General features: G+C 56.6%; 26 protein-coding genes. 20 read left to right on the top strand and 6 right to left on the bottom strand.

Features of this window, described 5'->3' with window-relative positions:
- Positions 1-30: 30 nt before the first annotated feature.
- The 6 genes from ORG26_RS05595 to atpH all read left to right on the top strand — a co-directional run bounded on the left by ORG26_RS05595 (position 31) and on the right by atpH (position 3,442).
- The gene (locus tag ORG26_RS05595) at positions 31-210 is read left to right on the top strand and encodes an AtpZ/AtpI family protein (RefSeq protein ID WP_266369329.1); all 180 of its coding nucleotides are present in this window, start codon (positions 31-33) and stop codon (positions 208-210) included.
- 3 nt (positions 211-213) lie between these two features.
- Positions 214-576 (top strand): hypothetical protein, encoded by a 363-nt coding sequence (locus ORG26_RS05590; RefSeq protein WP_266367542.1) that lies wholly within the window; start codon positions 214-216, stop codon positions 574-576.
- Between the two features lie 19 nt (positions 577-595).
- Positions 596-1,696, top strand: a complete 1,101-nt coding sequence (atpB, locus tag ORG26_RS05585; protein ID WP_266367541.1) for a F0F1 ATP synthase subunit A — start codon at positions 596-598, stop codon at positions 1,694-1,696.
- Positions 1,697-1,841: 145 nt separating this feature from the next.
- Positions 1,842-2,102, top strand: coding sequence for an ATP synthase F0 subunit C (atpE, locus tag ORG26_RS05580; RefSeq protein WP_266367540.1), 261 nt, complete (start codon positions 1,842-1,844; stop codon positions 2,100-2,102).
- A 211-nt stretch (positions 2,103-2,313) separates the two neighbouring features.
- Positions 2,314-2,808, top strand: a complete 495-nt coding sequence (locus ORG26_RS05575; protein ID WP_266367539.1) for a F0F1 ATP synthase subunit B — start codon at positions 2,314-2,316, stop codon at positions 2,806-2,808.
- 97 nt (positions 2,809-2,905) lie between these two features.
- On the top strand, positions 2,906-3,442 hold the full coding sequence (gene atpH / locus ORG26_RS05570; RefSeq protein WP_266367538.1) for an ATP synthase F1 subunit delta: 537 nt from the start codon (positions 2,906-2,908) through the stop codon (positions 3,440-3,442).
- 57 nt (positions 3,443-3,499) lie between these two features.
- Here atpH and ORG26_RS05565 read toward each other — a convergent pair whose 3' ends face one another.
- Complete coding sequence (locus ORG26_RS05565; protein WP_266367537.1) at positions 3,500-4,051, bottom strand: DUF3575 domain-containing protein; 552 nt, start codon at positions 4,049-4,051, stop codon at positions 3,500-3,502.
- A 92-nt stretch (positions 4,052-4,143) separates the two neighbouring features.
- Here ORG26_RS05565 and ORG26_RS05560 point away from each other — a divergent pair, with 92 nt between their 5' ends.
- The gene (locus tag ORG26_RS05560; protein WP_266367536.1) at positions 4,144-5,199 is read left to right on the top strand and encodes a CHC2 zinc finger domain-containing protein; all 1,056 of its coding nucleotides are present in this window, start codon (positions 4,144-4,146) and stop codon (positions 5,197-5,199) included.
- A gap of 104 nt (positions 5,200-5,303) precedes the next feature.
- On the opposite strand, the gene ORG26_RS05555 is transcribed toward ORG26_RS05560, so the two are convergent.
- Together ORG26_RS05555 and ORG26_RS05550 are read right to left on the bottom strand one after the other, a co-directional pair.
- Positions 5,304-6,248: a serine hydrolase gene (locus ORG26_RS05555; protein ID WP_266367535.1), complete on the bottom strand. Its 945-nt coding sequence runs from the start codon at positions 6,246-6,248 to the stop codon at positions 5,304-5,306.
- Positions 6,249-6,261: 13 nt separating this feature from the next.
- Positions 6,262-6,693, bottom strand: a complete 432-nt coding sequence (locus tag ORG26_RS05550; protein ID WP_266367534.1) for a GNAT family N-acetyltransferase — start codon at positions 6,691-6,693, stop codon at positions 6,262-6,264.
- A gap of 162 nt (positions 6,694-6,855) precedes the next feature.
- On the opposite strand from ORG26_RS05550, the gene ORG26_RS05545 reads away from it, so the two are divergent.
- Positions 6,856-9,285 carry a glutaminase domain-containing protein gene (locus ORG26_RS05545; protein WP_266367533.1) on the top strand — a complete coding sequence of 810 codons (2,430 nt, stop codon included), beginning with the start codon at positions 6,856-6,858 and terminating at the stop codon, positions 9,283-9,285.
- A 92-nt stretch (positions 9,286-9,377) separates the two neighbouring features.
- Here the strand turns inward: ORG26_RS05545 and ORG26_RS05540 are convergent, their stop codons facing one another.
- Positions 9,378-10,028 carry a Rossmann-fold NAD(P)-binding domain-containing protein gene (locus ORG26_RS05540; protein WP_266367532.1) on the bottom strand — a complete coding sequence of 217 codons (651 nt, stop codon included), beginning with the start codon at positions 10,026-10,028 and terminating at the stop codon, positions 9,378-9,380.
- A 75-nt stretch (positions 10,029-10,103) separates the two neighbouring features.
- Here ORG26_RS05540 and ORG26_RS05535 point away from each other — a divergent pair, with 75 nt between their 5' ends.
- The 5 genes from ORG26_RS05535 to ORG26_RS05515 all read left to right on the top strand — a co-directional run bounded on the left by ORG26_RS05535 (position 10,104) and on the right by ORG26_RS05515 (position 18,411).
- The gene (locus tag ORG26_RS05535; RefSeq protein ID WP_266367531.1) at positions 10,104-12,569 is read left to right on the top strand and encodes a TonB-dependent receptor; all 2,466 of its coding nucleotides are present in this window, start codon (positions 10,104-10,106) and stop codon (positions 12,567-12,569) included.
- A 99-nt stretch (positions 12,570-12,668) separates the two neighbouring features.
- Entirely contained in the window at positions 12,669-13,676 is a 1,008-nt protein-coding gene (locus tag ORG26_RS05530; RefSeq protein ID WP_266367530.1) for an SMP-30/gluconolactonase/LRE family protein, read from the top strand.
- A gap of 149 nt (positions 13,677-13,825) precedes the next feature.
- A complete protein-coding gene (locus ORG26_RS05525; RefSeq protein WP_266367529.1) occupies positions 13,826-15,841 on the top strand; it encodes a peptidoglycan D,D-transpeptidase FtsI family protein in 2,016 nt (671 codons plus the stop codon).
- A gap of 163 nt (positions 15,842-16,004) precedes the next feature.
- Positions 16,005-17,291, top strand: coding sequence for a rod shape-determining protein RodA (gene rodA, locus ORG26_RS05520; RefSeq protein WP_323134366.1), 1,287 nt, complete (start codon positions 16,005-16,007; stop codon positions 17,289-17,291).
- Positions 17,292-17,388: 97 nt separating this feature from the next.
- Entirely contained in the window at positions 17,389-18,411 is a 1,023-nt protein-coding gene (locus ORG26_RS05515) for a hypothetical protein (protein ID WP_266367528.1), read from the top strand.
- Here ORG26_RS05515 and ORG26_RS05510 read toward each other — a convergent pair.
- Together ORG26_RS05510 and ORG26_RS05505 are read right to left on the bottom strand one after the other, a co-directional pair.
- A complete protein-coding gene (locus ORG26_RS05510) occupies positions 18,408-18,791 on the bottom strand; it encodes a DUF423 domain-containing protein (protein WP_266367527.1) in 384 nt (127 codons plus the stop codon). The genes ORG26_RS05515 and ORG26_RS05510 overlap by 4 nt on opposite strands.
- A gap of 97 nt (positions 18,792-18,888) precedes the next feature.
- Positions 18,889-19,554 carry a YggS family pyridoxal phosphate-dependent enzyme gene (locus ORG26_RS05505; RefSeq protein ID WP_266367526.1) on the bottom strand — a complete coding sequence of 222 codons (666 nt, stop codon included), beginning with the start codon at positions 19,552-19,554 and terminating at the stop codon, positions 18,889-18,891.
- A 363-nt stretch (positions 19,555-19,917) separates the two neighbouring features.
- On the opposite strand from ORG26_RS05505, the gene ORG26_RS05500 reads away from it, so the two are divergent.
- From ORG26_RS05500 to ORG26_RS05470, 7 genes are all read left to right on the top strand, one after another.
- On the top strand, positions 19,918-20,862 hold the full coding sequence (locus tag ORG26_RS05500; protein ID WP_266367525.1) for a hypothetical protein: 945 nt from the start codon (positions 19,918-19,920) through the stop codon (positions 20,860-20,862).
- 160 nt (positions 20,863-21,022) lie between these two features.
- Positions 21,023-21,397, top strand: coding sequence for a 30S ribosomal protein S6 (gene rpsF / locus ORG26_RS05495; protein ID WP_266367524.1), 375 nt, complete (start codon positions 21,023-21,025; stop codon positions 21,395-21,397).
- Positions 21,398-21,403: 6 nt separating this feature from the next.
- A complete protein-coding gene (rpsR, locus tag ORG26_RS05490) occupies positions 21,404-21,655 on the top strand; it encodes a 30S ribosomal protein S18 (protein WP_266367523.1) in 252 nt (83 codons plus the stop codon).
- 20 nt (positions 21,656-21,675) lie between these two features.
- A complete protein-coding gene (gene rplI / locus ORG26_RS05485) occupies positions 21,676-22,116 on the top strand; it encodes a 50S ribosomal protein L9 (protein WP_266367522.1) in 441 nt (146 codons plus the stop codon).
- 174 nt (positions 22,117-22,290) lie between these two features.
- A complete protein-coding gene (locus tag ORG26_RS05480) occupies positions 22,291-23,304 on the top strand; it encodes a GSCFA domain-containing protein (RefSeq protein WP_266367521.1) in 1,014 nt (337 codons plus the stop codon).
- Between the two features lie 100 nt (positions 23,305-23,404).
- Entirely contained in the window at positions 23,405-24,514 is a 1,110-nt protein-coding gene (locus tag ORG26_RS05475; RefSeq protein WP_266367520.1) for an Mrp/NBP35 family ATP-binding protein, read from the top strand.
- A gap of 50 nt (positions 24,515-24,564) precedes the next feature.
- Positions 24,565-24,831 carry a NifU family protein gene (locus ORG26_RS05470; protein WP_266367519.1) on the top strand — a complete coding sequence of 89 codons (267 nt, stop codon included), beginning with the start codon at positions 24,565-24,567 and terminating at the stop codon, positions 24,829-24,831.
- The last annotated feature ends 40 nt before the right edge of the window (positions 24,832-24,871 follow it).

Genomic DNA, 24,871 nt, shown 5'->3' with positions numbered 1-24,871 from the left:
AGCAACCTGCCTCCGGGCACAAACCGGTACATGCAGTTTGTAGGGGCCGGTTTCCAGATGCTGGGAACCATCGGCCTGGGCGTCTGGGCGGGCCTGAAACTGGACGAGTGGCAGCAGAACGAAAACCCCATCTGGACCATTGTCCTGTCCCTGTTCGCCATTGGAGCCGCGCTCTACCTGTTTATCCGGCAATTGCCCAAACAACCCTAAAAAATGTTTCGCAGTTTCCTTTTTACCCTTGTACTGGCAATTGTATTTTTTACAGCAGAACAATACCGTCATCCCGCCTGGCTGCACCCGCAGTGGAAGGCCATGCTGCTCTTTTTTCTGAGCGTCTCGTTTCTGCTTCACCGGCTGATGAACATTGGTTTTGAGAACAATCGCGAGAAATTCGTGCAAATGTACATGGCCTCGCTGGTAGCCCGTCTGCTCCTGAGCCTGGTCTTTGTCGGGTACTTTCTGTACCGGAAGGTTGAGCTTAAACAAATCTTTATTGTCAACTTTCTTGTACTCTATTTATGTTACACGGGTTTTGAAATCTACACATTGAGTCGTAACTTGCGGCGCGATTTATAAGACCGCCCTATTACTACCCATGATGCGCTCGCTCATTCATAAACTTTTTCTGATTGCCACTCTGACACTGAGCACGTTTGCTGTTCGTGCGCAGGACCACGGCCACGAAACGGGTTCGACCGAAGACTCTGAAGTCAAGAAGGAATTCAGCGTGGGCGACATGATTATGCACCACATCAAGGATGACCACGGCTGGGAATTTGCCCACGGCCTGACGCTGCCGCTGCCGGTCATTCTGTACAGCGCCGACCGGGGTCTGGAAGTATTTTCGTCTTCCCACCTGGCCCACGGCGAAGTGTACAACGGATACAAACTGGAGCACGGAAAAATCCACCGCGTAACGGCCTCCGGCGAGGAAGACCACTCGGCCCACGTGTACGATTTCTCGATCACCAAAAACGTGGCCTCCCTCATTCTGAGCTTTATCATTCTGCTGGCGGTCTTCCTGACGGTGAGCAAAGGCTACCAGAAAAACAAAGGCAGAGCCCCGAGCGGCCTGCAGTCGTTCATGGAGCCGCTGATCATCTTCGTGCGTGACGAAATCGCCAAGCCGAACATCGGTCCGCGCTACGAGCGTTACCTGCCGTACCTGCTGACGCTGTTCTTCTTTATTCTGGTCAACAACCTGCTGGGTCTGCTGCCCGGTGGTGCCAACCTGACGGGCAACATCGCCGTAACGCTGACGCTGGCGGTCATTACCTTCCTGATTGTGAACTTCAGCGGGAACAAGGATTACTGGATGCACCTTTTCAAACCGACGGGTGTCCCGGTAGCCCTGCTGCCGATCATGATTCCGGTTGAAATTGTGGGCGTGTTCATGAAACCGTTCTCGCTCATGGTTCGACTTTTTGCCAATATCACGGCCGGTCACATTATCATTCTCAGCCTGCTGGGTCTGATATTCATTGCCGGAAACCTGGGTGGTTCGGCTACGGGCTGGGCCGTTAGCCCGCTGGTGGCCGTGTTCACCATCTTCATGAACCTGATCGAATTGCTGGTAGCCTTCCTGCAGGCGTTCATCTTCACGCTGCTCTCGTCGATGTACATCGGCAGCGCGGTCGAGGAACACCACCACGGCGGCGGCTCCGGTCTGGAAGCAGGTCTGGAAGAGCACCATTAATCTTTTTGACAAAAGAGAATAGACAAAAGATGAACGACGTCGATGCGTATGAGTCATTGTCGCTTGTCCCTTGTCTAACCTCCAGTGTCTCTTTACAACGCAATCTTTTGTTTCACTTATAAATAACCAATTGAGCATGTTCGCAATGTTGCTCTCAATTCTCCTGCAGGCAGCCGACAACGGTGTAGGTCTGGCAGTAATGGGCGCCGGTATCGGTGCTGGTCTGGCCGCTATCGGTGCTGGTCTGGGTATCGGTCGTATCGGTGGTTCAGCTATGGAAGGTATCGCCCGTCAGCCGGAAGCGGCTGGTCGGATCCAGACGGCCATGCTGATCATCGCGGCTCTTATCGAGGCCGTGGCCCTGTTCGCAGCCGTTATCTGTCTGCTGATTTCGTTCAACCTGTAATCAGGAAACGGAGTCAAAAAGTTTTGGGTCGCCGGGGCATTAGGTGCCGGCAGCAGACCCTGAGCTGATTCGGAAAAGCCCGTCGTGTCGAAGTAGTCGCGCGGCGGGCCCATTCCAACCTCTGAGCAGAACAGCAAAAGATTGAATACTGCCCCGGGCTGTCCGGGCGCCGTCAAGACATTCCTTAAGAAACTAAGCATACCGCAATACAATGGATTTACTTACCCCAGATCTTGGTCTATTATTCTGGCAGGTGCTTTTCTTCCTGGCACTGTTGTTCATCCTGACGAAATTTGCCTGGAAACCCATTACACAGAGCCTCAAGGAGCGTGAGCAGGATATCCAGAGCGCCCTGGACATGGCCGAACGCACCCGTGCCGAAATGGCGAAGCTGCAGGCCGACAACCAGAAGCTTCAGGCCGAAGCCCGCGCCGAACGCGATGCCATCATCCGCAGCGCCAAAGACACGTCGGATCGCATGATCGCCGAAGCCCGCGACAAAGCCTCTGAAGAAGGCAAGCGCATACTGGAACAGGCCCGCGAAGCCATGCAGACAGAACGCCAGGCCATGATGGCCCAGGTGAAGAAAGAAGTCGTAGACCTGTCTATCCAGATCGCCGAAAAAGTTCTTCGCAAAGAACTGAGTGATAAGGACTCGCAGGAGCAACTGGTGAAAAGCCTGGTCGCTGAATCACGTCTGAATTAATGAAGAGTTATGAGTTATGAATTATGAGTTATACGTCAATAGAACGATTCAACTAACTCATAACTCATAACTCTTAATTCATAACTCAAAAAAGGTTATGGCTGAATCAACGGTAGCGTTCCGGTATGCCAAGTCGCTGATTGACCTGGCGCAGGAGAAAAACCTGACCGAAGAAGTATACAAAGACATGCAGTTTTTCAAGCAGGTCGTTAGCGAAAACCGCGAACTGATGCTTGCGCTGAAAAGCCCCATCCTGCGGCACGAAAAGAAGCTTTCTATTCTGAAAAACGTGTTTCAGCCGCGGGTCAATCCGGTTTCCTACACCATCTTCTCCATCATTACCAAGAAGAACCGGGAAGGAATCATGGACTCCATTGCCGAAGAATTTATCCGGCTTTACAACGATCTGAAAGGCATTCAGAAAGCGCAGGTCACCACGACGCTGCCGCTGACCGACGACCTGCGCCAGCAGTTCCGGAACATGGTGTCGAAAGCAACCGGCAAAACGGTAGAACTGGAAGAGAAAGTTGACCCGAAATTGATCGGCGGTTACGTGCTGCGGATCGGCGACCGGCAGGTGGACGCTTCCATCCGTAGCCAGCTGAACGACCTGCGTCTGAACTTCCTGAACTAATCAGGCTAAGCTATCAATGGAAAAGCCGTTTCCTTCAAAGGAAACGGCTTTTTTGTGTCAAAAGGCCAGCCCAAACGTCAACCCGGCACGTAGCCCGAACCCGCTGAACAGGCCGAAGGGCAGACTGGGCGTGTAGCCGTCGTTGGACCGGACGGAAGCCGAACTGACCGACGGCCCGAGAAAAACATCCAGCGAAAAACGTTCGCTGAAAATAGCCTGGTAGCCCGCCGTAACGCCACCCCCGTACGTACGCAGCCGACCACCGACCTGCGGCTGGTCGGCGTCCTCAATTTCAAAATTCCGGTAGCGGAAAAAAGGCGCGACATAAAAGCCGTTCGGGGCCGTCTGGCTATTCATGAGGTAAAAACGGTACTCCGGCGTAAAGCCAAAGCCGCGGTATTTCACGCCGCTCAGGCGCAGTCCCGAAACAAAAACGCCCACCTGGAGGCTATTGTGCTCATTCAGTGCCCGTTCGTACGCAAAATTGCCGGTGAGCAGAAGCGGACTGATGATGTTGGTCTTGATCACGTTTTGCGGCTGGGCCTGAACAGGCCAGGTGAACGTACAGAGGAAAGCCAGCAGAAAAATTGTACCAGTAAGATAGCGCATAAAAAAGCAACCGTTAAAAGATTCGATTGTTAGACGGAAATAGGGCTCCGGGTTTTAACTTTCCCGAAAAAAAACTGCCCAGCGGTCCGCGTATGGATTTATTAACGAAGGTCAGAGGAATCGAAATCGGTCGGGTGGTCAGCGATCTGGGGTTTACCATCCGGCAGTTTCGGAAAATCTGCTGCCCGTTTCACGAGGAAAAAACGCCTTCGCTGGTGCTGTACCCGCAGACCAATACCTACCACTGCTTCGGCTGCGGGCGGCACGGCGACGTGATCCATTTTTATGCCGGCATCTCCAAACAGGAGTACACCTCGGCCATGCACGAACTGGCGTTCAATTACCTGCCTGATTATCGGCCGGAGCTTTACAAACGCGGGCATCTGAAGAAAATCGCCCCCCTTGCTCCCGGACCGGCGAAACGGACTCTACCGCCGGATACCAAAACGTACACCTACCAGCTGGGGCACAGCGTCATTTACGAGGACTTTCAGCGTTTTTGCAACAGTCTGCCGCCTTCTCCCGTCCGGGAAGAGGCGCTGGACTATCTCCGCGGAAGGAGTTTTGAGGACCGGATTCTGCGCCAGTTCCGGCTGTTCATCGTGTCGGATTACGAGGCGGCCCAGGCGCACCTGCGCAACACCTGGGCGCTGGCGGACCTCCAGGAATGCGGCCTGTTCAACGAGAAAGGCAATCTTATTTTCTACCGCCATGTAATCATCATCCCGTATTACCGCGAAGGCCGCATTGTTTTTCTGCAGGGCCGGATTGTGGGAAATCCGACGGACGCCTACGCCAAATACCAGTTTCTGAGCGGCGTGCCGGTCGAGCTGTTCAACGCCGACGTGCTGAAACAGGTCCGGACGGGCCAGACCGTCTACCTGACCGAAGGCGCTTTTGATGCGATGGCGCTGGTGCAGGAGGGCCTGGCCGCTGTGAGTCTGGGCTCCGCCACGCTCTTCAAGCGGGAATGGGCAAAGCTGTTCCAGCGGGTGAAGGTTTGCTTTTACTTCGACAACGACCGGGCCGGACAGAAAGCCGCGAAAGATTTTGCCGACGTGCTGAGCCAGTACCGGATCGAAGTCGTCAGCAAGACCGTGCCCGACGGATTCAAGGATATAAACGAATACCTCGCCAGCCGGCGGTAAATGAAAAGAATGATGAATGACGAATAATGAAAGCTCCGCCGGGTCAAGTACCAGAATTAGCGGAGCCTTCAATATTCATCATTCAATGTTCATTTAGTATCATTCTACCACCACTTCTCATACCCTGTCACCGGTTTCCAGTCGGATTTGGCTTCGAAATGCTCCCAGAGCGTCCGGGCCACATTTCGCAGGAGCTGATACCCTTCATTGTCGCGCGACCAGCGTTCGTCTTTCTGATTTTTGGTCATCACGCAGTACACGTAATCACCATGCGGGGCGTGTACCAGCGCTACTTCGGACTTTGACCGGTTGACGGCCCCGTTTTTCGTAGCCACGCTGACGTTGGCCGGAAGCTGGGAAAGCCCTTCGCCGTCCCAGAACTGCCGGGTCAGGTTGCGGTACATCCGGTCGCTGGCATCCGGACTAACGGCCTTGCCCTGCCGGAGGTAAGCCAGCAGTTCGGCCAGTTCGCGGGGCGTGGTCTGTCCCCAGCCGTATTCTTTCCGGAAGGGTTCGCGGCCGGGCGTGCGGGAGTTGACGCGCGTCTGCGGAAAGCCGTTGGCGGTCAGCCAGGCGTTGATCGTCTGCCCGCCGCCTGCCAGGGCCTGAAGCCAGAGACTGCCTGTATTGTCGCTGATCGTCGCCATCAGCATCATGACGTAGCTGAGCGGCAGCCGGGTGCTGTCTTTCAGCGAACCCACGATGCCGTCGTCGTATTTCAGCGAATCCCGGTAAACCAGTTCCTGCTGGTACGACAGTTCGCCTTTGTGAATTTTGTCCATCACCCCAATCATGATGGGAATTTTGACCGTGCTGGCGGTCGGGAAGGTCGTGTCGGCATTCAGCTGAACCACTTTGCCGGTTTTCAGATGACGGACGTAGACGCCCGCCTGCCCGTTGAAGCCTTGGAGCAGGACGGCCAGCTTTTGAGTAAGCGCCGCGTCGGATTTGGCGGGCTGGGCGAAGGCTGGGGGAGTGATGAATAAGGAAAAATGAACCGCGGCGACCGCAAGGAAAATGGCAAAGACAGTTCGGTGGATTGATAGCATTCAGGCGGTTGGTTTACAGTACTTTGACTAATTTAAAATGGGAAAGGGCGAAAGAGACGTGTTTGTAAAACTCAACCGTTTCGGTGCGTCGCTGGTTGGTCGCTACTTCCAGATGGACGGCATTTTCCCGACGAACCCGTTCCTCCGTGGCCTCGATCAGGCGGCGGCCGATCCGCCGTCCCCGGAACTCAGGGCGAACGTAGAACTCCTGAATTTCGGCAATTTTACCCGTATGATGCAGCAGGTACTGGACATGGCAACTGATAAACCCGACGGGTGCCCCTTCGACCTCCGCCACCAGGTAATGAATCTTGGGGTCGGCCAGATTGTGCAGAAAGATGGCCCGAAACGCCGTCTGGTCCAGTTTGCATTCTTCCAGTTCACACATAAACTGGTACACAACATCAACATCCTGCCGGTTGGACGGGCGAATTTTGAGGTCCATAAGTAGAAAAGGTTGAGGCGACTGATTTGAAGAGTATTCTGAGTCGTTAATTTCGGTAAAATGTTCATACCCGTTTTCTCCATGCTGAAAAATAATCCTTCTTCCCCTTTCCGCCGATTCCGCGTCCTTTTTGCCGTATTCATTCTTCATTGTTCATTCGTCATGAACGCCCAGCGCCCGCCCGCCGTGCCGCTGGTTACGATTGACCCCTACACCAGCATCTGGTCCTTCAACGACCAGCTGAACGAAGGGCCCACCCGCCACTGGACCGGCCGGGCGCAGCCGCTCAACGGCTACGTTCGGGTGGATGGTAAAGCGTATCAGTTCATGGGCGCTCCGTCTACGGCCATGAAACCCGTGCTGCCCACGGGCAAACAAAACCCGTATCAGGCCGCCTACACGACCGCCAAACCGGCGGCGGGCTGGGAAAGTCCGGCGTTCGGTGCGGAGGGCTGGCAAACCGGAACGGCCCCGTATGGTAACCCCAGCGACCGTCACCCGGCCAAACCGGCCACCAACTGGCTGGACGAAATCTGGGTCCGCCGCCCGTTCGAATTAACCAGCACACAATTTGAAAAGCTCCAGCTGCTGATCAGCCACAACGACCAGGCAGAAGTGTTTCTAAACGGCGTAAAGCTCTACAACAGCGATGGCGGCATCTCGGACTACCAGACCCGGCCCATTCCGGCCGAGGCGCTACGGACCCTGAAGCCGGGCCGCAACGTGCTGGCTGTCCGCTGCAAAAACACGGGCAGCAATGCTTTCGTCGATTTTGGACTGGTCGATGAGCAGACCGTCAAACTGCCCTCGGCCCTGAGCAAGGCTGTTCAGCAGTCGCTGAAGGTTTCGGCCACGCAGAGCGAGTATGTGTTCCGGACCGGACCACTGGAACTGGGCGTGACGTTTACGACGCCCCTGCTGATGGATGAACTGGAAACGATGACCCGCCCGGCTTCCTACATCACGTACCGCGCCCGCTCGACCGACGGAAAGCCGCATCAGGTCGAACTCATGACCAGCGCCTCCGGCCTGCTGGCGGTGAACCAGCCCGAGCAGACCGTTTCCGGAAACGTCCAGGTCAGCAGCAACCTGATCTTCGGCTGGCTCGGCCGCCCCGTTCCGCAGCAGGTGCTGGGCCAGAAGGGCGACAATGTCCGCATCGACTGGGGATACGCCTATCTGGCGGCCCCCAAAGGTGACCGGATTGCCGTCAGCCAGCCTACGGACCTGGTTCAGACCTTCGTGCAGAAAGCCACGGTGGCGGGCAACGCCGAGTTCAACACGCAGCCGGTACCGGGCACCGAACGCGCGATGGCGCTGGTGCAGAACCTGGGGTCGGTGAGCGCCAGTCCGAAGCAGACGCACCTGATTCTGGGGTACGATGACCTGTATTCGGTACAGTATTTTGGCGAAAATCTGCGTGGCTGGTGGCGCCGGAACCCGGAAATGAGCGCCGAAAAAATGCTCACTGACGCCGAACGGGAATACACCCGCCTGATGGAGAAATGCCGCACCTTCGACCGGACCCTGTACAATGACGCGCTGAAGGTCGGCGGGAAGGAGTATGCCGATTTGTGCCAGCTCGCGTACCGGCAGGCCATCGCCGCGCATAAGACCGTGGCCGGGCCGAAAGGGGAGGTGCTGTTCTTCTCGAAAGAGAATTTCTCGAACGGCTCCATTGGCACGGTGGACGTCACCTACCCGTCGGCACCGCTGTTTCTGCTCTACAATCCGGTGCTGCTGAAAGGCATGATGGAGCCGATTTTCCAGTATTCCGAAAGCGGCAAATGGACCAAGCCCTTCGCCGCGCATGATGTCGGGACGTACCCCATCGCCAACGGCCAGACGTATCCCGAAGACATGCCCGTGGAAGAATGCGGCAACATGCTCATCCTGACGGCCGCCATTGCCCGCTCGGAAGGCAACGCGGCTTACGCCAAACAGCACTGGCCCGTCCTGACGACCTGGGTGGATTATCTCAAAAAAGAAGGCTTCGACCCGGCCAACCAGCTTTGTACCGACGATTTTGCCGGACACCTGGCCCGCAACGCCAACCTGTCCGTGAAGGCCATTATGGGCATTGCGGCCTACGGGCACCTGGCCGAAACACTGGGCCAGCCGGACGTGGCCAAAGAGCACCTGACGCTGGCCCGCGACCTGGCCCGCCGCTGGATGGAGATGGCCCGGGACGGCGACCATTACGCCCTGACGTTCGACAAAAAAGGCACCTGGAGCCAGAAATACAACCTGGTCTGGGACAAGCTCCTTAATCTGAATATTTTCCCGAAAGAAGTCGCCCAGACCGAAGTGGCCTATTATCTCAAACAGCAGAAGCCGTTCGGCCTGCCGCTGGATTCCCGCAAGACCTACACCAAAGGCGACTGGATCATCTGGACCGCCACGCTGGCCGACCGTCCGCAGGATTTTCAGGCGTTCATCCGGCCGTTGCACCTCTACGCTGATAAAACCACGAGCCGCGTCCCGCTGAGCGACTGGCACGAAACCACCAACGCCCGCCAGGTCGGCTTCCAGGCCCGCTCGGTAGTGGGAGGGTTCTTTATCAAGATGCTGGAGGAGAAGTGGAAAAAATGACTGAATGATTGAGTGACTGAATGACTGATTAGCTTCGCAATCTTGAGCCAACGGAGCTAATCAGTCATTCAGTCACTCAATCATTCAGTCATTCAATATTTCCTGAGCTCGTCCGACTCCACCACATGAATCCCGGCGAGCCTTTTCTGAGCCAGGGAGAACAGGGCGTTGGCGACGCTCTGGGCTTTGACGGCTTTGTATTTGGACGGGATGAGCGGGGCGAAAAGGCGCATGACCACTTCCCCGACTTTTTCGCCGAGGCGGGTTTCTTTCCGGTTGCCCAGCAGGAGCGAGGGCCGGACCACCACAAACGTCGGGTAGCCGACGGCAAAAATATCCCGCTCCACTTCGCCTTTCACCCGGTTGTAGAAAATCCGGGAATTGACATCCGACCCCATCGCCGAGACCAGAAAGTACTGGTGCGCCCCGTTGCTGCGGCCCAGACGGGCAATGTCCAGCGGGTACTGGTAATCCACTTTACGAAACGCCTCCTGCGAACCGGCCTGTTTGATGGTCGTTCCCAGACAGCAGAATATATCATCGGCCTGAACAAGCAGGCCGTTGGGGTGGTCAAAATCAAACTGTACTTCCTGAAGACGCGGATGCTGCCAGCCGAGCGGTCGGCGGACGAGGACTTTAACGCGTTCGTAGGCGGAGGAATCAACCAGCAGATGAGTCAGCAGATCGCCGATGAGGCCCGTCGCTCCGATCACCAGAGCGGTTTTGGATGGTTGGTTGGTCATATCGGCAGGCAAAGGTTTTTGCTAATTTATACGGTAATCCCTACTTTTTACTGCCATCTTGCAAAAAACTACCGTATGTACTCAAAAAAGGCATTCCTTAGCACCCTTGCCCTCTTCGCCCTCCCGTTCCTGACGGCTTTTCACTGGTTCGACAGCCCATTTCCGACGCGACTTATCGAACGGTTAACGGCTTATAATCAGACATTGCCCCGCGAGAAAGTATACCTCCATACCGACCGGCCCTACTACGCCGCCGGCGAAACCATCTGGCTGAAAGGCTACCTCTTCGACGGCAGTTCGCACGTGGCCGATTCGGTCAGCCGGGTGTTGTACGTGGACCTGGTCAACGTCGATACCCGGAAGGTCGTGGTCAACAAAGTGTACCGGGCCCAGTACGGGTACGCAACCGGAGAGATTCTGCTGCCCGATTCGATGGTCGCCGGAAACTACCTGCTGCGGGCGTACACGGGCTGGATGCGTAATTTCTCCCAAGACGAATACTTCCAGAAGCCGCTCACCATTTTCCGGCCCAATCAACCGCCGACCTCCGCCACGACCGCCGCTAAAGCGGAGCTGAAACCGGACCTGCAGATTTTTCCGGAAGGCGGGCAACTGGTGGAGGGGCTGGAAGGCCGGGTTGGCTTCAAGATCGTGGGGCCGACGGGCAAGGGCCTCGACATGACCGGGTACGTGCTCAATGCCGCCAAAGACACCATCGCCGGTTTTCAGGGCATGCACCTGGGCATGGGCTTTTTCAACCTGACGCCCGAGCCGGGACAGGAATACACCGCTTACCTGAACGTGCCGGACGGTCCGCGTTACAGCTACCCGCTGCCCAAAGCCAGTCCGCAGGGGTTTGTGATGATGGTCGATAACGTTTCGAACCGCGACAACATCCGGGTGTTTATCCGGAACAACAAACCGGCCGCAACCACCGGCAATTTCACCCTGGCGGCCCAGTGCCGCGGGCAGATTGTGCACATCGCCCAGGGCGACATTGCGAAAAAATCGTCCATTTCGACCATTCCGCGCAGTAAACTGCCGGAGGGGGTTATCCACCTGACGCTTTTTGACGAACAGAACCGGCCGGTCTGCGAACGGCTGGTCTTCGCCGATAAGGGAGAACGCCTGAAAGTGGCCATTACGCCGTCGAAAGCGACCTATGCCCCCCGCGAAAAAGTAGAGCTCGATCTGGCCGTGACCGATCCCGAAGGCAAACCCGTCAGAACCAACCTGTCGCTGGCCGTCGTCGATGGCGGGCAGGTGCTGGAAAAGGAGCCTTACGCGGCGGATTTATCGACGTATCTGCTGCTTTCATCCGACCTGCGCGGCACCATCGAACAGCCGGGCTATTATTTTGACCCGAAAAACGCCGACCGCATGCAGAAGCTCGACCTGCTGATGATGACCCAGGGCTGGCGGCGCTTTACCTGGGAGGAGGTGCTGAAAGACACCTACGCGGCGGCCCGCTTTCCGGTCGAGCCGGGTCTTTCGCTCACGGGCCAGGTGCTGCGGCCGAGCCAGAAAATCGCCGGGAAAGTAAAGCTGACCCTTCTGTTCATCCGCCCGGACAGCACCCGGGAGCTGCTCATGGACGAAACCGACGAGACCGGCCGCTTCGGCATCTACGACCTCAATTTCAGCGATTCGTCGAAGGTGTTTATCCAGAGCCTGACCCAGAAGGGCGGCAGCAACCTGAAAATTACCATCGACAACCTGTTCAGTCCGACGGTGGATCTGGTGAAGGTGCCCTACAATCCGATCCAGTTCCGGCCCGACGAACTGGCCGACTACCTCAAGCGGGCGAAGGAATACCAGGAGATTGAGCGGCAGATTCGCCGCAACCGGGAGGTGCTGCTGCAGGAAGTGACGATTCGGAAAAAGCGCGAGCAGCCGCAGGATTCCCGCAAAATCTACGGGCAGGCCGATGTAACGGTGAAAGTGGACCAGATCAACAGCGCCGGGGCTTTTTCGGTCCTGGACATACTGCGCGGCCGGGTGGCGGGTCTGACCATCTCGGGGCCGCCGACCAGTCCGGTGGTGCAGATTCGGGGCGCGGCCAACTTCCAGGGCGTCGTCGAGCCGCTGTTTCTGCTCGACGGCATGCCGGTCTCGAAGGAGTCGGTGCTGGGCATTCCGGCCACGGATGTCGAAACGGTGGACGTGCTCAAAGGGGCCTCCGCGGCGATCTTCGGCAGCCAGGCTGGCGGCGGGGTGATTGCCATTCTGACCAAGCGGGGCGGGGCCAACTACGACTGGTCGAAGGACCGGACGCCCGGAACGCTGGTGGCGGATCTGCACGGCTACAACGCCGTCCGGGAGTTTTACGCCCCGAAGTACGACCAGCCTAAGCCGGAGGACGTGCGGCCCGACTTCCGCCCCACGCTGCTCTGGTCGCCGATGATTACGACCGATGCCGACGGAAAAGCGTCAGTGAGCTTCTTTGCCTCGGATGCCCGCTCGGTGCTGCGGGTGCAGGCGGAGGGCGCAGCTACGGACGGCCGTCCGGGCATCGGGCGCGCCGTTTTGACAGTTCGATAAGTCCTGTATTTGGTTTCTCGCAGATTAACCCGGATTTTACGCGCAGATTTGTTTCGATGATCCCTACCCATCTGCGGGAAACCTTTTATCATGAAAAAAATGCTCATTACTCTTGCCACTGCTATGCCCCTCGCCGCCGGCGCGCAGAGCGTGTACCCGACCATCGGAAAGCTGGTCACGGTGGATGCAAAATTTTCTGAACTCCTCGCCCCGGACGCGAAAGTGGAGGTCATCGCCTCGGGCTTTGTCTGGTCCGAAGGTCCGGTCTGGGTGAAGGAAGGCGGCTACCTGCTGTTTTCGGACGTGCCCGAGAACACCATCTACCGCTGGACCGAAAAGGAGGGGCTGTCCGTCTTTCTGAAACCTTCGGGCTATACCGGGCTGGGGCATTACAGCGACGAACGGGGTTCCAACGGGCTGACCATCGACCCGCAGGGGCGGCTGATCGCCTGTGAACATGGCGACCGGCGGGTTTCGGCCATGCCGCTGAACCGAATGGGCGGCAAACAGACGCTGGCGGACAATTACCAGGGCAAACGATTCAACAGCCCCAACGACGTCGTGGCGCTGTCCGACGGCTCGTACTTTTTTACGGACCCGCCCTATGGCCTTCCCGAAGGCCAGTTTGACCAGAAAAACCGGGAAGTGGACGTGTACGGCGTTTACCGGATTTCGCCCCCGCAGGCCGACGGCAGCCGGAAGGTGACGCTGGTCGTGAGCGATTTGCAGCGGCCCAACGGCGTGGCCCTTTCGCCCGATGAAAAAACGCTGTACGTAGCCCAGTCGAACGAAGACGCTTTTCTGATGGCCTACGACATCCGCTCCGACGGGACACTGGGCAAGGGACGGATTTTCTTCGACGGGCGTCCGCTGCTGAAACAGGGGCTGACGGGCGGCTTCGACGGCCTGAAAACCGACCGCAGCGGCAACGTCTGGTCCACCGGCCCCGGCGGTCTGGTGGTTGTTTCGCCGCAGGGAAAACTGCTCGGACGCATCGAAATGGGCGTGGCAACGGCCAACTGCGCCTGGGGCGACGACGGGACAACGCTCTACATCACGGCGGATATGTATGTATGCCGGGTCCGGACCAGGGTAAAGGGCTTTTGACGACGTTGTATACAGCTGGACGAGGGAAATAATTACGTGGGTCGTTAATGATTTTTAACTCATAACTCATAATTCCTAATTCATAACTCCTAATTTTGTGTATAAACTGGAAAGCGTGTGAGTGCAAGGTTTTCCGGGATTAACACGCAATGATTGAGAACAGAAAATACATCCTGATCACGGTTTTCTGTCTGGTTGGTATCGTTTACATTGCCCGTCTGTTTTATTTGCAGATTCTGGACGACAGCTTTTCGCTCGAAGCGTCCAATAACTCCATCAAGCGGGTCATCGAAATTCCCTACCGGGGCCAGATTTACGACCGGAACGGCAAGCTGATTGTCTACAATACGCCGGTTTACGATATTTACGTAACTCCCAAAAAGATGTACGTGCCTGATACGCTGGCGTTCTGCCGGCTGATGGGCCTCGAACGCCGGGAGTTCGACAGCCTTATTGCCGCGGCGCGGTCGTACTCCCCCGTGAAGCCTTCGCTGTTTCTGCGTCAGTTGTCCAAGGAGGATTTTGCCCGGATTCAGGACGCGCTGGTCGATTACCGGGGTTTTGAGCACGTGACCAGTTCGATGCGGACCTATCCGGCCCACACCATGGCCAACGCGCTGGGGTACGTGAGCGAAGTAACCCGGAAGGAGCTCGAAGAACAGGAAACGCCTTACTACCGGCAGGGCGACTACAAGGGCCACAGCGGTCTGGAAGAACAGTACGAGGAAGTGCTGCGCGGCAAACGCGGCATGCGGTTCGTGATGCAGAACGTGCGCGGCGTGATCAAAGGCTCCTACAAGAACGGGAAGTTCGACACCATAGCCGTGGCGGGGCAGAACCTGTACACGGGCATCGATGTCGAAATCCAGCGCTATGCCGACTCACTGCTGGTCAACAAGGTCGGCAGTGTCATCGCCATCGAACCGGCCACGGGGCAGGTACTGGCCATTGCGTCCTCGCCGACCTACGACCCGAACATGCTGTCGAGCCGTTATTTCTCGAAGAATTATTCCAAACTGGCGAAAGATCCTTACAAGCCGCTCATCAACCGGGCGGTCATGGCGAGCTACCGGCCGGGTTCGACCTTCAAACTTATTCAGGCGCTGATCGGTCTTCAGGAAGGCGTGCTGACGCCGGCTTCGCAGTTCGGCCACGGCGGCGTCAAGATGAAGTGCCACGGCCACCCGCCGGGCATCCACCTGCTGGGCGCGGTGCAGTATTCGTGCAACCCGTACTTCTACCACGTGTTCCGGCGGCTGATGTACAACAACGCCGAACGGAACACGTTCAAAGCCTCGGCAATGGGCCTCCGCCACTGGAACGAGATGGCCGCCCGGTGGGGCATCGGCCAGAAACTGGGCATCGACCTCCCGAGCGAACTGAAAGGGAAACTGCCGGATGTGGAGTATTACGACAAAATTTACGGCGAAATGCGCTGGAAGTTTTCCAACATCTACTCGCTGGGCATCGGGGAGGGCGAACTGCTGATTAGTCCCCTGAAAATGGCAAACGTGGCGGCTATTATCGCCAACCGGGGCTATTACTACCGGCCCCATATCGTGGCGGGAATCGGCAAGCCCGGACAGGGTCTGGACCCCAAATACTCCGAAAAAATCGAAGTGGGCGTTGACCGGCATTATTTTGAAAGCGTCATCGACGGCATGGAAATGGCCGTTAAAGCCGGAACCGTGACGCGGGGCGCGATCATCCCGGACATTGTCATGTGCGGAAAAACCGGCACGTCGCAGAACGCCAAAGGCAAAAAGGACCACTCTATTTTTGTCGCGTTTGCGCCGCGCGACAACCCGAAAATCGCCATTGCCGTCTTTGTCGAAAACGCCGGCTTTGGCGGGGTCGCCGCGGCCCCGATCGCCTCGCTGCTGGTTGAACGCTACCTGAAACGGAAGACGCTGAATACCGCCCTCGACAAGCGGGTAAAGGAAATGAACTTCCTGGCCGGAGCCCTGCCGACCCCCAAAGTTCAGCTGAAAAAGCCCGACACGACGAAGACGCCCCGCCCCGATACCGGGCGGAAGCCGAACGGACAGCGCCCCTTCATGGTGAAATCGGCCCCGACCGTAAACCGGCCGCTGCCCGTGCGCCCGACCGCCCTTGAACTGAAGCCGCTGACCCCCAAACCGGCAGTGCTGAAAAGTGGAGACTAGAAACGGATGGTGTAAGGTTTAAAGTTTAGAGTTTATAGTTTATGACGGTCCGCCGTTGCGGTTGCTCTGCTATTTCCTGGCCTTGCCGAGCAACCGCAACGGCGGACCGTCATAAACTATAAACTTTAAACCATAAACTTTAAGCCCTAAAACAAACAAAGTTTTGCTGCAAAATCGCGAACCGCAAATAACCAACAACATCGACTGGGTAACGCTGATGCTGTACCTGGCCTGTGTGATGATGGGCTGGCTGAACGTCTACGCGGCGGTCTACAGCCCGGAGAACCAAACCAGCCTGTTCGACCTTCAGACCAATGCCGGAAAGCAGTTGATGTGGATCGGCACGACGGTCATCCTCATTATCTGTATTCTGGTCATCAATCACCGGTTCTGGGATACGTTCGCGTTTATCATTTACGGACTGACGATTCTGTCGCTGCTGCTGGTGCTGGTGGCCGGAACGAACATCAACGGGTCGCGGTCGTGGTTCAAGTTTGGTCCGATGTCCCTCCAGCCGGCCGAGTTTGCCAAGCTGGCCACGGGCCTGGCGCTGGCCCGCTACATTGACTACCCGGGCGTGAACCTGAGCAAGCTCAAGGACCAATTGTGGTGCGCGGCCATCATTGGCCTGCCGCCCCTGCTGATCATCGCGTCCCGCGAGACGGGGCAGGCGCTGGTTTTTGCCTCGTTCATCATCATGCTGTACCGCGAGGGGCTGCCGGGCATTTATCCGCTGATCGGCATTATCGTGGTGGCGCTGTTTATCCTGACGCTGATTGTCCCAAAACTCATTCTGTTTGCGGCCATTGCGGCGCTGACCATCGGGGCCTTCTTCCTGCTGCCGCGTTACCAGCGGTCCGTGCAGAACGTGTTGGCCATCAGTATTTCCGGGCTATTGATGATCGGGGTCGTGGCCGGGGTGGACTTCTTCGTCAACGATGTGTTGCAGAAGCACCAGCAGAACCGGATCAAGGTTCTGGTCAACCCGAACATCGACCCGCTGGGCGCGGGCTGGAACGTCACGCAGGCAAAAATTGCCATTGGCTCGGGGCGGCTGATGGGGAAAGGCTTTCTGGAAGGCACCCAGACCAAATTCGACTTTGTGCCCGAGCAAAGTACCGACTTCATCTTTTGCACCATCGGCGAGGAACACGGCTTCATTGGAAGTTTGGTCGTCGTGACGCTGTTTATGGCGCTGCTGATCCGGATTGTGCTGCTGGCCGAGAAGCAGCGAACGCGGTTTGCCCGGGTCTACGGCTATTGCGTGGCGGGAATTTTCTTCTTCCACGTCCTGATCAACATCGGCATGACCATTGGCCTGATGCCCGTCATCGGGATTCCGCTGCCGTTCTTCAGCTACGGCGGTTCGTCGCTCTGGTCGTTTTCCCTGCTGCTGTTCATCTTCCTCAAGCTCGACTCACGGCGAAGCAGTATGTTTTCGAGAGTATAGGTAAAAAGTTTAGGGTTTAAAGTTTATAGTTCACAAACGGCTAAAGACACTAAACGTTAAGCCCTAAACTCTAAACCATTAACTTTTACTTCGCCTCATGGCCCTTATTACCCGGAAGAAAATCCCGTATGCCGTTAACGCCGATTTGCGCGGCTACCTTGTCCGGTACAACCGGGAGGTGGCGCTGCCCGTGCGTTATGCCGATCTGCTGCGGTACGACAACGCCTTTCCGCTCTTCGACAAGCGGGGGCAGGATACGCTCTGGGAAACGGTGATGTACCCGCCTTCCGAGTTTCCGTACATCCAGCAGGCGCTGAAGACGATTTATGCCGACCTGAAAGCGGACGGGGATTTGTCGGTGATGAACCACCTCTCGGTAGACCGGGTCGATCTGTGCGTCTACGGAAATACGCGGCCTTTTCGCATCCGGATTGTCAACCTGGTCAACGATAACTTCGACTACTTTTACATCAAGAATGCCGACGCGTCGCGGGTGTACGGGCTGGAACTGGAACACATCCTTTCGCCCAACCGCATCAGTTACCTGACCAGCGACTCGACCCTGGTGGAAGAGCACATTGCCGGGATTCCGGGCGATATGTTCATAAAGCAGTTTCTGCACGAAAGCAGCCTGAACCCGATTCGCCTCTGCAAGGAGTTTGTCAAGTTCAACGAACGGTGTTTTGTCCGGCTGCTGGGCGACATGCATTCGAGCAATTTCGTGGTGGACATCACGCCGGATTTTGAAGAAATCTACTACCGGATTCGGGCCATCGACTTCGACCAGCAGTCGTACGAAGGCAAAAAATCGGTTTATCTGCCGCAGTACTTCAAGCAGAATCGACCGATTATTGAGCTGGGAATCAAATACATGACGCCCGAAAGCGTGCGGCAGTACCAGATTGAGGAACGCTCGCTGATCGCGGGTCGCATCCGGGTGGAAAGCACCCGCCTGAACGACCTGCTGGACATCATGACCGAGGACGAACTGGCGTCGCCCGAAAATATCCAGCAACTCAGCCTCGAACTCTCCCGGCATTACCACAACAACGACTTTCTGTACTGCGTCAGCATGGGCGAACTCGTGCGCAAAAGCCTCGAAATGGTCGTCGTGCACTAACGCGACGCGCCCCAGAACAGCATCGCCCAGCCCACAATCATCAGCAGTCCGCCGATGGGAGCCACCGCGCCGAATTTGGTGATGCCTGTAAAGCAGATGGCGTACAGGGAGCCGCTGAAAATAATCGTTCCGGCCAGAAAGGCGTACCCCGCCCAGCCGTACGTTTTGGCCGCGGCGGCCGAAACACCCGGCAATTGCAGCAGAACGCCGACCGCCACCAGCGCCAGCGCGTGGTAAAACTGGTATTTGACGGCCGTTTCAAACGTGTCCGCCCGGTTGATCTGCTCCAGCATCTGCCGGAGGGCGTGGGCCCCAAAAGCGCCGAGGGCTACGGCAAGGAGGCCAAGGATGGACCCGGCCTGAAGGAAAAATTTATGCATGATATTGTATCAGAAAAACGCCGACCGGCGGAAGAACAGCGGTGCCGGAACTGATTCCGGCCATCAAAGTAAATCCATCCGTCTGCGGAATCCAAGTTCAGAATCGGCTGCCGAAAATGGCACTCCCTACCCGCACCAGCGTACTGCCTTCTTCGACGGCAATCGGGTAATCCCCGCTCATGCCCATCGACAGTTCCCGGAACGCGACATTCGGGCGCTGGATAGCACTCAAACGGTCATACAGAGCCTTTAAGCCCCGGAATTCCTGCCGGATTTGCGTTTCGTCGTCGGTATTGCTGGCCATCCCCATCAGCCCGACGAGTCGGACGCTGCTCAGGTCATCCAGAACCGGGTCCCGCAGCAGGGCTTCCGCCTCCGCTTCGTCCAGGCCGAATTTGGTTTCTTCCTGCGCGATGTGAATCTGCAGCAGACAGTCGATGACGCGTCCGGCTTTAGCCGCCTGTTTGTTGATTTCCTGCAACAGCTTCAGGCTATCGACCGAGTGAATCAGCGTCACAAACGACGCCATGTATTTGACTTTGTTGGTTTGCAGGTGCCCGATCAGGTGCCATTCGATGTCGGCGGGCAACTGGCCGGATTTATCGACCATCTCCTGCACCTTGTTTTCCCCGAACGTTTTGCAGCCGCTGTTGTACGCCTCCAGCAGCATCTCGACGGGCTTGGTTTTGGTAACGGCAATCAGCCGGGCGCGACCGGCCAGCTGGCTTTCGATGGATTGAATGGCTTCGCTAATGTGGGACATACGCAGGTTTACGGTAGTTGAAACGGCTGTGTCAGGGAAACGCCGGCGGCCGTCCAAATCGTTCGGAAAAAGGAACAGGACCCGGCAGGCAGCGCAGGCGGACCTGCCGTCTCCGGACCGCAAACATAAGTCATAAGCGGAAATAGACACGGACGTTTCTCTCGAAAAGCCGCAAAATCCGGAGGGGCAGAAGCGGGTGCGGTAGGGAGAGAAACGGGTAGCGGTCGCCCCGCTGCTGGGCTGGCTGACCGGGGAAAAGCCCGTTAAAAGACCCTGGAAGGGATAATTTTGGGGGCACGCACGGCGTTTGTCTTGAGAAAAGAAGGGAAAACCGTTACTTTACTGCCAAATACATCGGATTACATGGAAACCTATACACAGGACCGACGCAACAACCGTAAGAACTACCTTCTCATTGCGCTGGCTATATTGGCAGGGTTGAACGTGCTGTTACTGTATTTTTATTTTCAGGAACGACAAAGCAACAAAGAACAGGAAACCACCATCGCCTCCCGGACCGAAGAGGTGCTGGCTACCAAGACCCGCCTGGACTCCATTTCTACGCAGCTGGACGCCAAAATCGTGGAGATCCAATCCCTGGGCGGCCAGGTAGATTCTCTGCTGAAAATCAAAGAACAACTGGAAATCGACAAGCGAAATCTGAAAAACGTCGCGGCTTACGATTCCAAACGCTACCAGGCCAAGATTGCCGATTACCTGGCCGTACTGCAGCAAAAAGACCGGGAAATCGCCCAACTGAAAGAAGAAAACACCGTTCTGACCAGCCAGAACCAGACCCTGACGCAGGAGAATGCCGATCTGCGCAACGAACGGCAGGCGCTGGCCGATTCGGTCAACACGTACGCTGAACGCAACCGCGAACTGACCGAGAAAGTAACGGCCGCCGCGGCCCTGCGCGCTACCAGCGTCAACGTCAGCGCCCTCAACCGGCGGGGTCGGGAGCAGGAGGGCGGAGCGTACCGGGCCCGCCGCATCGACCGCATCAAGGTCTCTTTCAAACTGCTGCAGAATCCGCTCACCCAACTGAACGAAAAGGAAGTCTTTCTGCGGGTGCTCGACCCCAGCGGCGCCATTATTTCCGACATGGCCACCGGCTCGGGCGAATTCATCCACAACGGCCAGGCGATGATTTACACGGCCCGGCAGGTCATCCAGTACGACAACACGGGGCAGACGGTTAATTTTGTCTACGACCGCGGTAACTTGCCGTTCCGGGAAGGCCGCCATGTCATCGAACTCTACGCCGAAGGCTTCAAAATCGGGGAAGGAGAGTTTACGGTTAAATAGAATAACAAGTCGGAAGTCGGAAGGGGCTCCGCCAGTGATCAATCTGGCGGAGCCCCTTCCGACTTATGACTTACGACTTGTTACTCCTTTTTTGCTTCTTCCGAATTTTTTCTTACATTTGCACCCTCATTTCAAATCAATTACAACTAACACAATTATCATGCAGTTCACCAAGAACTATGAGACGGTGTTCATCCTGACTCCCGTTTTATCTGAGACCCAGATAAAGGATGCCGTCGACAAGTTCCGTAAGATCCTGACGGACAACGGTGCGGAACTTGTTCATGAGTACAACATGGGCCTGCGCAAACTGGCGTACCCGATTGCTCACAAGAACACGGGTTTTTATCAGGTATTCGAGTTCGTATCGCCGACCAACGTGGTTGACGTTCTGGAAACCGAGTATCGCCGCGATGAGCGCATCCTGCGCTTCCTGTCAACGGCTCTCGACAAGCATGCCGTTGATTACAACGCCCGCAAGCGTAACGGACAACTGGGTAAGCGTAAAACTGAAACCGCTGGCGAGGAGGCCTAATCAATCATGAGTCTGCAAAACGAACCCGTAAACAAGAACGAGAACCGCAAGAAGTATTGCCGTTTCAAGCGTTCAGGTATCAAGTATATTGATTACAAAGATCCTAACTTCCTGCTGAAGCTGCTCAACGAGCAGGGCAAAATTCTGCCGCGCCGTCTGACAGGCACCAGCCTGAAGTACCAGCGTAAAGTGGCTCAGGCCGTTAAACGGGCCCGTCACATCGCGCTGCTGCCGTACGTAGGGGATTCACTGAAATAAACCACCGGAGGGACACAGATATGCAACTTATCCTGAAAACCGATATCGCCGGCCTGGGTTACAAGAACGATCTCGTTGACGTGAAACCCGGCTACGGCCGTAACTACCTGATTCCGCAGGGATTCGCCGTGATGGCAACGGAATCAAACAAAAAAATCGTTGCCGAAAACATCCGCCAGGCAGCGCACAAAGCGGAGAAAATCAAGAACGACGCTTTGGCCATCGCGGAAGCTATCGGTGATATGACCATCGAAATCCCGGCAAAAGCGGGCGAAAGCGGCAAGATCTTCGGTCGTGTGACGAACACGCAGATCGCCGACGCTCTGAAAACCAAAGGATTCGACATCGACCGGAAGAAAATCGCGATCGACGAAGCCAAGACGGTTGGAACCTACAACGCCGTGCTCGACCTGCACAAGGACGTGAAGCACACGCTGAAGTTCGAAGTCGTACCGGCTTAAGTTCAAGCCTTCAGAAAAAGCCGTATGCCGCAAGGAATACGGCTTTTTTTATGCCCGAAAAAATAGCTGCGCGGAATTGAAGCTAAATCGTAAATGGCTGATTTAAAGCTGGTTGTTTATTGGTAATACTTTGCCGGTAGGGACTTATTCTCGCCCGGATTTTGTTGTTTGGTTATGGAATTCCGTACTGAACTTATCCCGGAAAAATTGCCGGAAACCCTGCACCTCGACTCGCGGATTGTGACCGTCGGGTCCTGCTTTGCGGAGGTCATGGGACGGCAATTGGCTGAAAATAAACTGACCGTGCTATCGAATCCGTTCGGCACCCTGTTCAACCCTGTTTCCATTGCCAGGGTGTTGCTGACGGCCCTCCGGGGCGACGGCCCGGACCCCGACCTGTTTGTGGAGCGGGAAGGGCTCTGGCTCCATTATGATTTTCATTCGTCCCTGCGCGCCGGCAGTCGGGAGGAACTGACCCAAATCCTCACTGAACGGCTGCAGCAAACGGCCGAAGCGCTGCAAGGCGCGGACTGGCTGCTGCTGACGCTGGGCACCGCCGTGGTGTATCGGCACCACGAAACGGGTAAGGTGGTCGCCAACTGTCACAAAATGCCGGGGGCGCTGTTTGAAAAATACCTGTATACCTACGAGCACACGCTGGAGGTGCTGAATGAACTGCTGCGAAAACTGAAGCGGTTCAACCCGGGCCTGAACGTGCTGCTGACGGTAAGCCCCGTGCGGCATATCAAAGATACGCTTCCGGTCAACGGCGTCAGTAAGGCGCTGCTGCGGTCGGTTTGCCACGAACTGACGGTCTGGCACGAACGGGCGCATTATTTTCCGGCTTACGAAATCGTAACGGATGACCTGCGCGACTACCGTTTTTACGAAGCCGATCTGATTCACCCGAATGCCATTGCCCAGCAGTACCTTTTTGAAAAGTTTGTGCAAGCGGCGTTTGATGACGAACTTCGCAGCTTTGTTGCCGACTGGTCCGACATCCGCCGGGCGCTGGGCCACCGGCCTTTCAATCCGGATAGCCCGGCTCACCGAAAGTTTTTAAAAAATCTGCTGACCAAACTCGACGCCCTGGGCTCCCGGATCGACGTTTCGCCCGAGCGGACGGCGGTAATCCGGGCCCTGTCTGCGGTCGCCGACCCGGACAGCGGCCTCGAAGTGAGTTTTTAAAAAGAAAATAAACCCCTGTCCGGGCCTGCAATCACAGACAGGGCTGGTAAACTAAGCTGTCCGGTTTTCTGTTGTCCAACAAATAACCGACTTGTACCCTATGTCAACATACCGATTAACAAACGAAGCTGTACTTAATGCCCTGCGTCATGTCGAAGAACCTGACCTGAAGCACGACATCGTGTCGCTGGGCATGGTGAAAGATATTGAACTGGGCGTGGACCAGGTGCGCTTCACCGTCGTGCTGACGACGCCCGCCTGTCCGCTCAAGGAACTGATTCGCCAGCGGTGTACGGACGCGATTCACGCGCATATCGGGCCGGACATTCAGGTGACGGTCAACATGACCGCCAACGTGACCACCGCCCGGACGGAAGGTCCGGTGCTGCCCGGCGTCAAAAACGTGATCGCCATTGCGTCCGGGAAAGGCGGCGTGGGCAAATCAACTGTAACGGCTAATCTGGCCGTGGCCCTTCATAAATCGGGGGCCAAGGTCGGCGTCATTGATGCGGACATTTTTGGCCCGTCCATGCCCGTCATGTTCGGGGCCGAAATGATGCAGCCGCGGATTGTGCAGGTGGACGGCCGGAACATGCTCCAGCCGATTCAGCAGTTTGGCATCAAGATCATGTCCATCGGCTTCCTGACGCCGCCCGAAAGCGCGACGGTCTGGCGGGGTCCGATGGCCGCCAAAGCCCTGACGCAGTTTTTCACCGATACAAACTGGGAAGAACTGGATTACCTGCTCATCGACCTGCCGCCGGGTACAAGCGACATTCACCTTTCGCTGGTGCAGACCGTGTCCGTCACGGGTGCCCTCATCGTCACGACGCCGCAGAAGGTAGCGCTGGCCGATGCCATCAAGGGGCTGGCGATGTTCCGGCAGCCGCAGATCAACGTGCCGGTGCTCGGCGTGGTGGAAAATATGGCCTATTTCACGCCTGCCGAACTGCCCGATGCGAAGTACTATATTTTCGGTAAAGGCGGCGGACAACTGCTGGCCGACAAGTTCAGCGTGCCGCTGCTGGGTCAGATTCCGCTGGTGCAGGGCATTCGCGAAGCGGGGGACGACGGAAAGCCCGCCGTGCTGGACAACGACCCCATTACCGGAGAGGCCTTCCGGGAGGCCGCGGCGGCTCTGGCCCAGGCGGTTTCGGTGCGAAACGCGACACTGGACAAGACCAAACCGGTTGAGATTGTTCGGATGTAATTTTGTATATTTAAGACCGGAATTACCAATCGGTAACCGCAGCTGAAAGAATGGAAACGGTACACGATACAGATCAATTGAAAGAGCGGATTGAAACGGCACTGAACGGCATCCGCCCGTACCTGCAGGCCGATGGCGGCAACGTCAAGGTGCTGGAGGTGACGGAAGACCGCACCGTGCGGCTCGAACTGCTCGGAGCCTGTGGTTCCTGCCCGATGTCGGCCATGACGTTCAAGGCCGGGCTGGAGGAAGCCATTCTGAAGGCCGTACCCGAAATTAGTCGCGTGGAAGCGGTGAATATTACACCGGCTTTCTAAAAGTATAGTATTTCGCGTGAATCGGCCCGCCGATGCCGTC

The sequence above is a fragment of the Tellurirhabdus rosea genome, from assembly GCF_026278345.1.
Lineage (GTDB): Bacteria > Bacteroidota > Bacteroidia > Cytophagales > Spirosomataceae > Tellurirhabdus > Tellurirhabdus rosea.
Note: the sequence above shows the minus strand (reverse complement) of the source record. Positions and strands in the feature narration are given on the sequence as shown.

Excerpts from the sequence above, each read along its gene's own strand:
- ORG26_RS05595 (WP_266369329.1), top strand. The coding sequence starts at position 31 with ATGCAGTTTGTAGGGGCCGGTTTCCAGATGCTGGGAACCATCGGCCTG.
- ORG26_RS05590 (WP_266367542.1), top strand. The coding sequence starts at position 214 with ATGTTTCGCAGTTTCCTTTTTACCCTTGTACTGGCAATTGTATTTTTT.
- atpB (WP_266367541.1), top strand. The coding sequence starts at position 596 with ATGATGCGCTCGCTCATTCATAAACTTTTTCTGATTGCCACTCTGACA.
- atpE (WP_266367540.1), top strand. The coding sequence starts at position 1,842 with ATGTTGCTCTCAATTCTCCTGCAGGCAGCCGACAACGGTGTAGGTCTG.
- ORG26_RS05575 (WP_266367539.1), top strand. The coding sequence starts at position 2,314 with ATGGATTTACTTACCCCAGATCTTGGTCTATTATTCTGGCAGGTGCTT.
- atpH (WP_266367538.1), top strand. The coding sequence starts at position 2,906 with ATGGCTGAATCAACGGTAGCGTTCCGGTATGCCAAGTCGCTGATTGAC.
- ORG26_RS05565 (WP_266367537.1), bottom strand. The coding sequence starts at position 4,051 with ATGCGCTATCTTACTGGTACAATTTTTCTGCTGGCTTTCCTCTGTACG.
- ORG26_RS05560 (WP_266367536.1), top strand. The coding sequence starts at position 4,144 with ATGGATTTATTAACGAAGGTCAGAGGAATCGAAATCGGTCGGGTGGTC.
- ORG26_RS05555 (WP_266367535.1), bottom strand. The coding sequence starts at position 6,248 with ATGCTATCAATCCACCGAACTGTCTTTGCCATTTTCCTTGCGGTCGCC.
- ORG26_RS05550 (WP_266367534.1), bottom strand. The coding sequence starts at position 6,693 with ATGGACCTCAAAATTCGCCCGTCCAACCGGCAGGATGTTGATGTTGTG.
- ORG26_RS05545 (WP_266367533.1), top strand. The coding sequence starts at position 6,856 with ATGAACGCCCAGCGCCCGCCCGCCGTGCCGCTGGTTACGATTGACCCC.
- ORG26_RS05540 (WP_266367532.1), bottom strand. The coding sequence starts at position 10,028 with ATGACCAACCAACCATCCAAAACCGCTCTGGTGATCGGAGCGACGGGC.
- ORG26_RS05535 (WP_266367531.1), top strand. The coding sequence starts at position 10,104 with ATGTACTCAAAAAAGGCATTCCTTAGCACCCTTGCCCTCTTCGCCCTC.
- ORG26_RS05530 (WP_266367530.1), top strand. The coding sequence starts at position 12,669 with ATGCTCATTACTCTTGCCACTGCTATGCCCCTCGCCGCCGGCGCGCAG.
- ORG26_RS05525 (WP_266367529.1), top strand. The coding sequence starts at position 13,826 with ATGATTGAGAACAGAAAATACATCCTGATCACGGTTTTCTGTCTGGTT.
- ORG26_RS05515 (WP_266367528.1), top strand. The coding sequence starts at position 17,389 with ATGGCCCTTATTACCCGGAAGAAAATCCCGTATGCCGTTAACGCCGAT.
- ORG26_RS05510 (WP_266367527.1), bottom strand. The coding sequence starts at position 18,791 with ATGCATAAATTTTTCCTTCAGGCCGGGTCCATCCTTGGCCTCCTTGCC.
- ORG26_RS05505 (WP_266367526.1), bottom strand. The coding sequence starts at position 19,554 with ATGTCCCACATTAGCGAAGCCATTCAATCCATCGAAAGCCAGCTGGCC.
- ORG26_RS05500 (WP_266367525.1), top strand. The coding sequence starts at position 19,918 with ATGGAAACCTATACACAGGACCGACGCAACAACCGTAAGAACTACCTT.
- rpsF (WP_266367524.1), top strand. The coding sequence starts at position 21,023 with ATGCAGTTCACCAAGAACTATGAGACGGTGTTCATCCTGACTCCCGTT.
- rpsR (WP_266367523.1), top strand. The coding sequence starts at position 21,404 with ATGAGTCTGCAAAACGAACCCGTAAACAAGAACGAGAACCGCAAGAAG.
- rplI (WP_266367522.1), top strand. The coding sequence starts at position 21,676 with ATGCAACTTATCCTGAAAACCGATATCGCCGGCCTGGGTTACAAGAAC.
- ORG26_RS05480 (WP_266367521.1), top strand. The coding sequence starts at position 22,291 with ATGGAATTCCGTACTGAACTTATCCCGGAAAAATTGCCGGAAACCCTG.
- ORG26_RS05475 (WP_266367520.1), top strand. The coding sequence starts at position 23,405 with ATGTCAACATACCGATTAACAAACGAAGCTGTACTTAATGCCCTGCGT.
- ORG26_RS05470 (WP_266367519.1), top strand. The coding sequence starts at position 24,565 with ATGGAAACGGTACACGATACAGATCAATTGAAAGAGCGGATTGAAACG.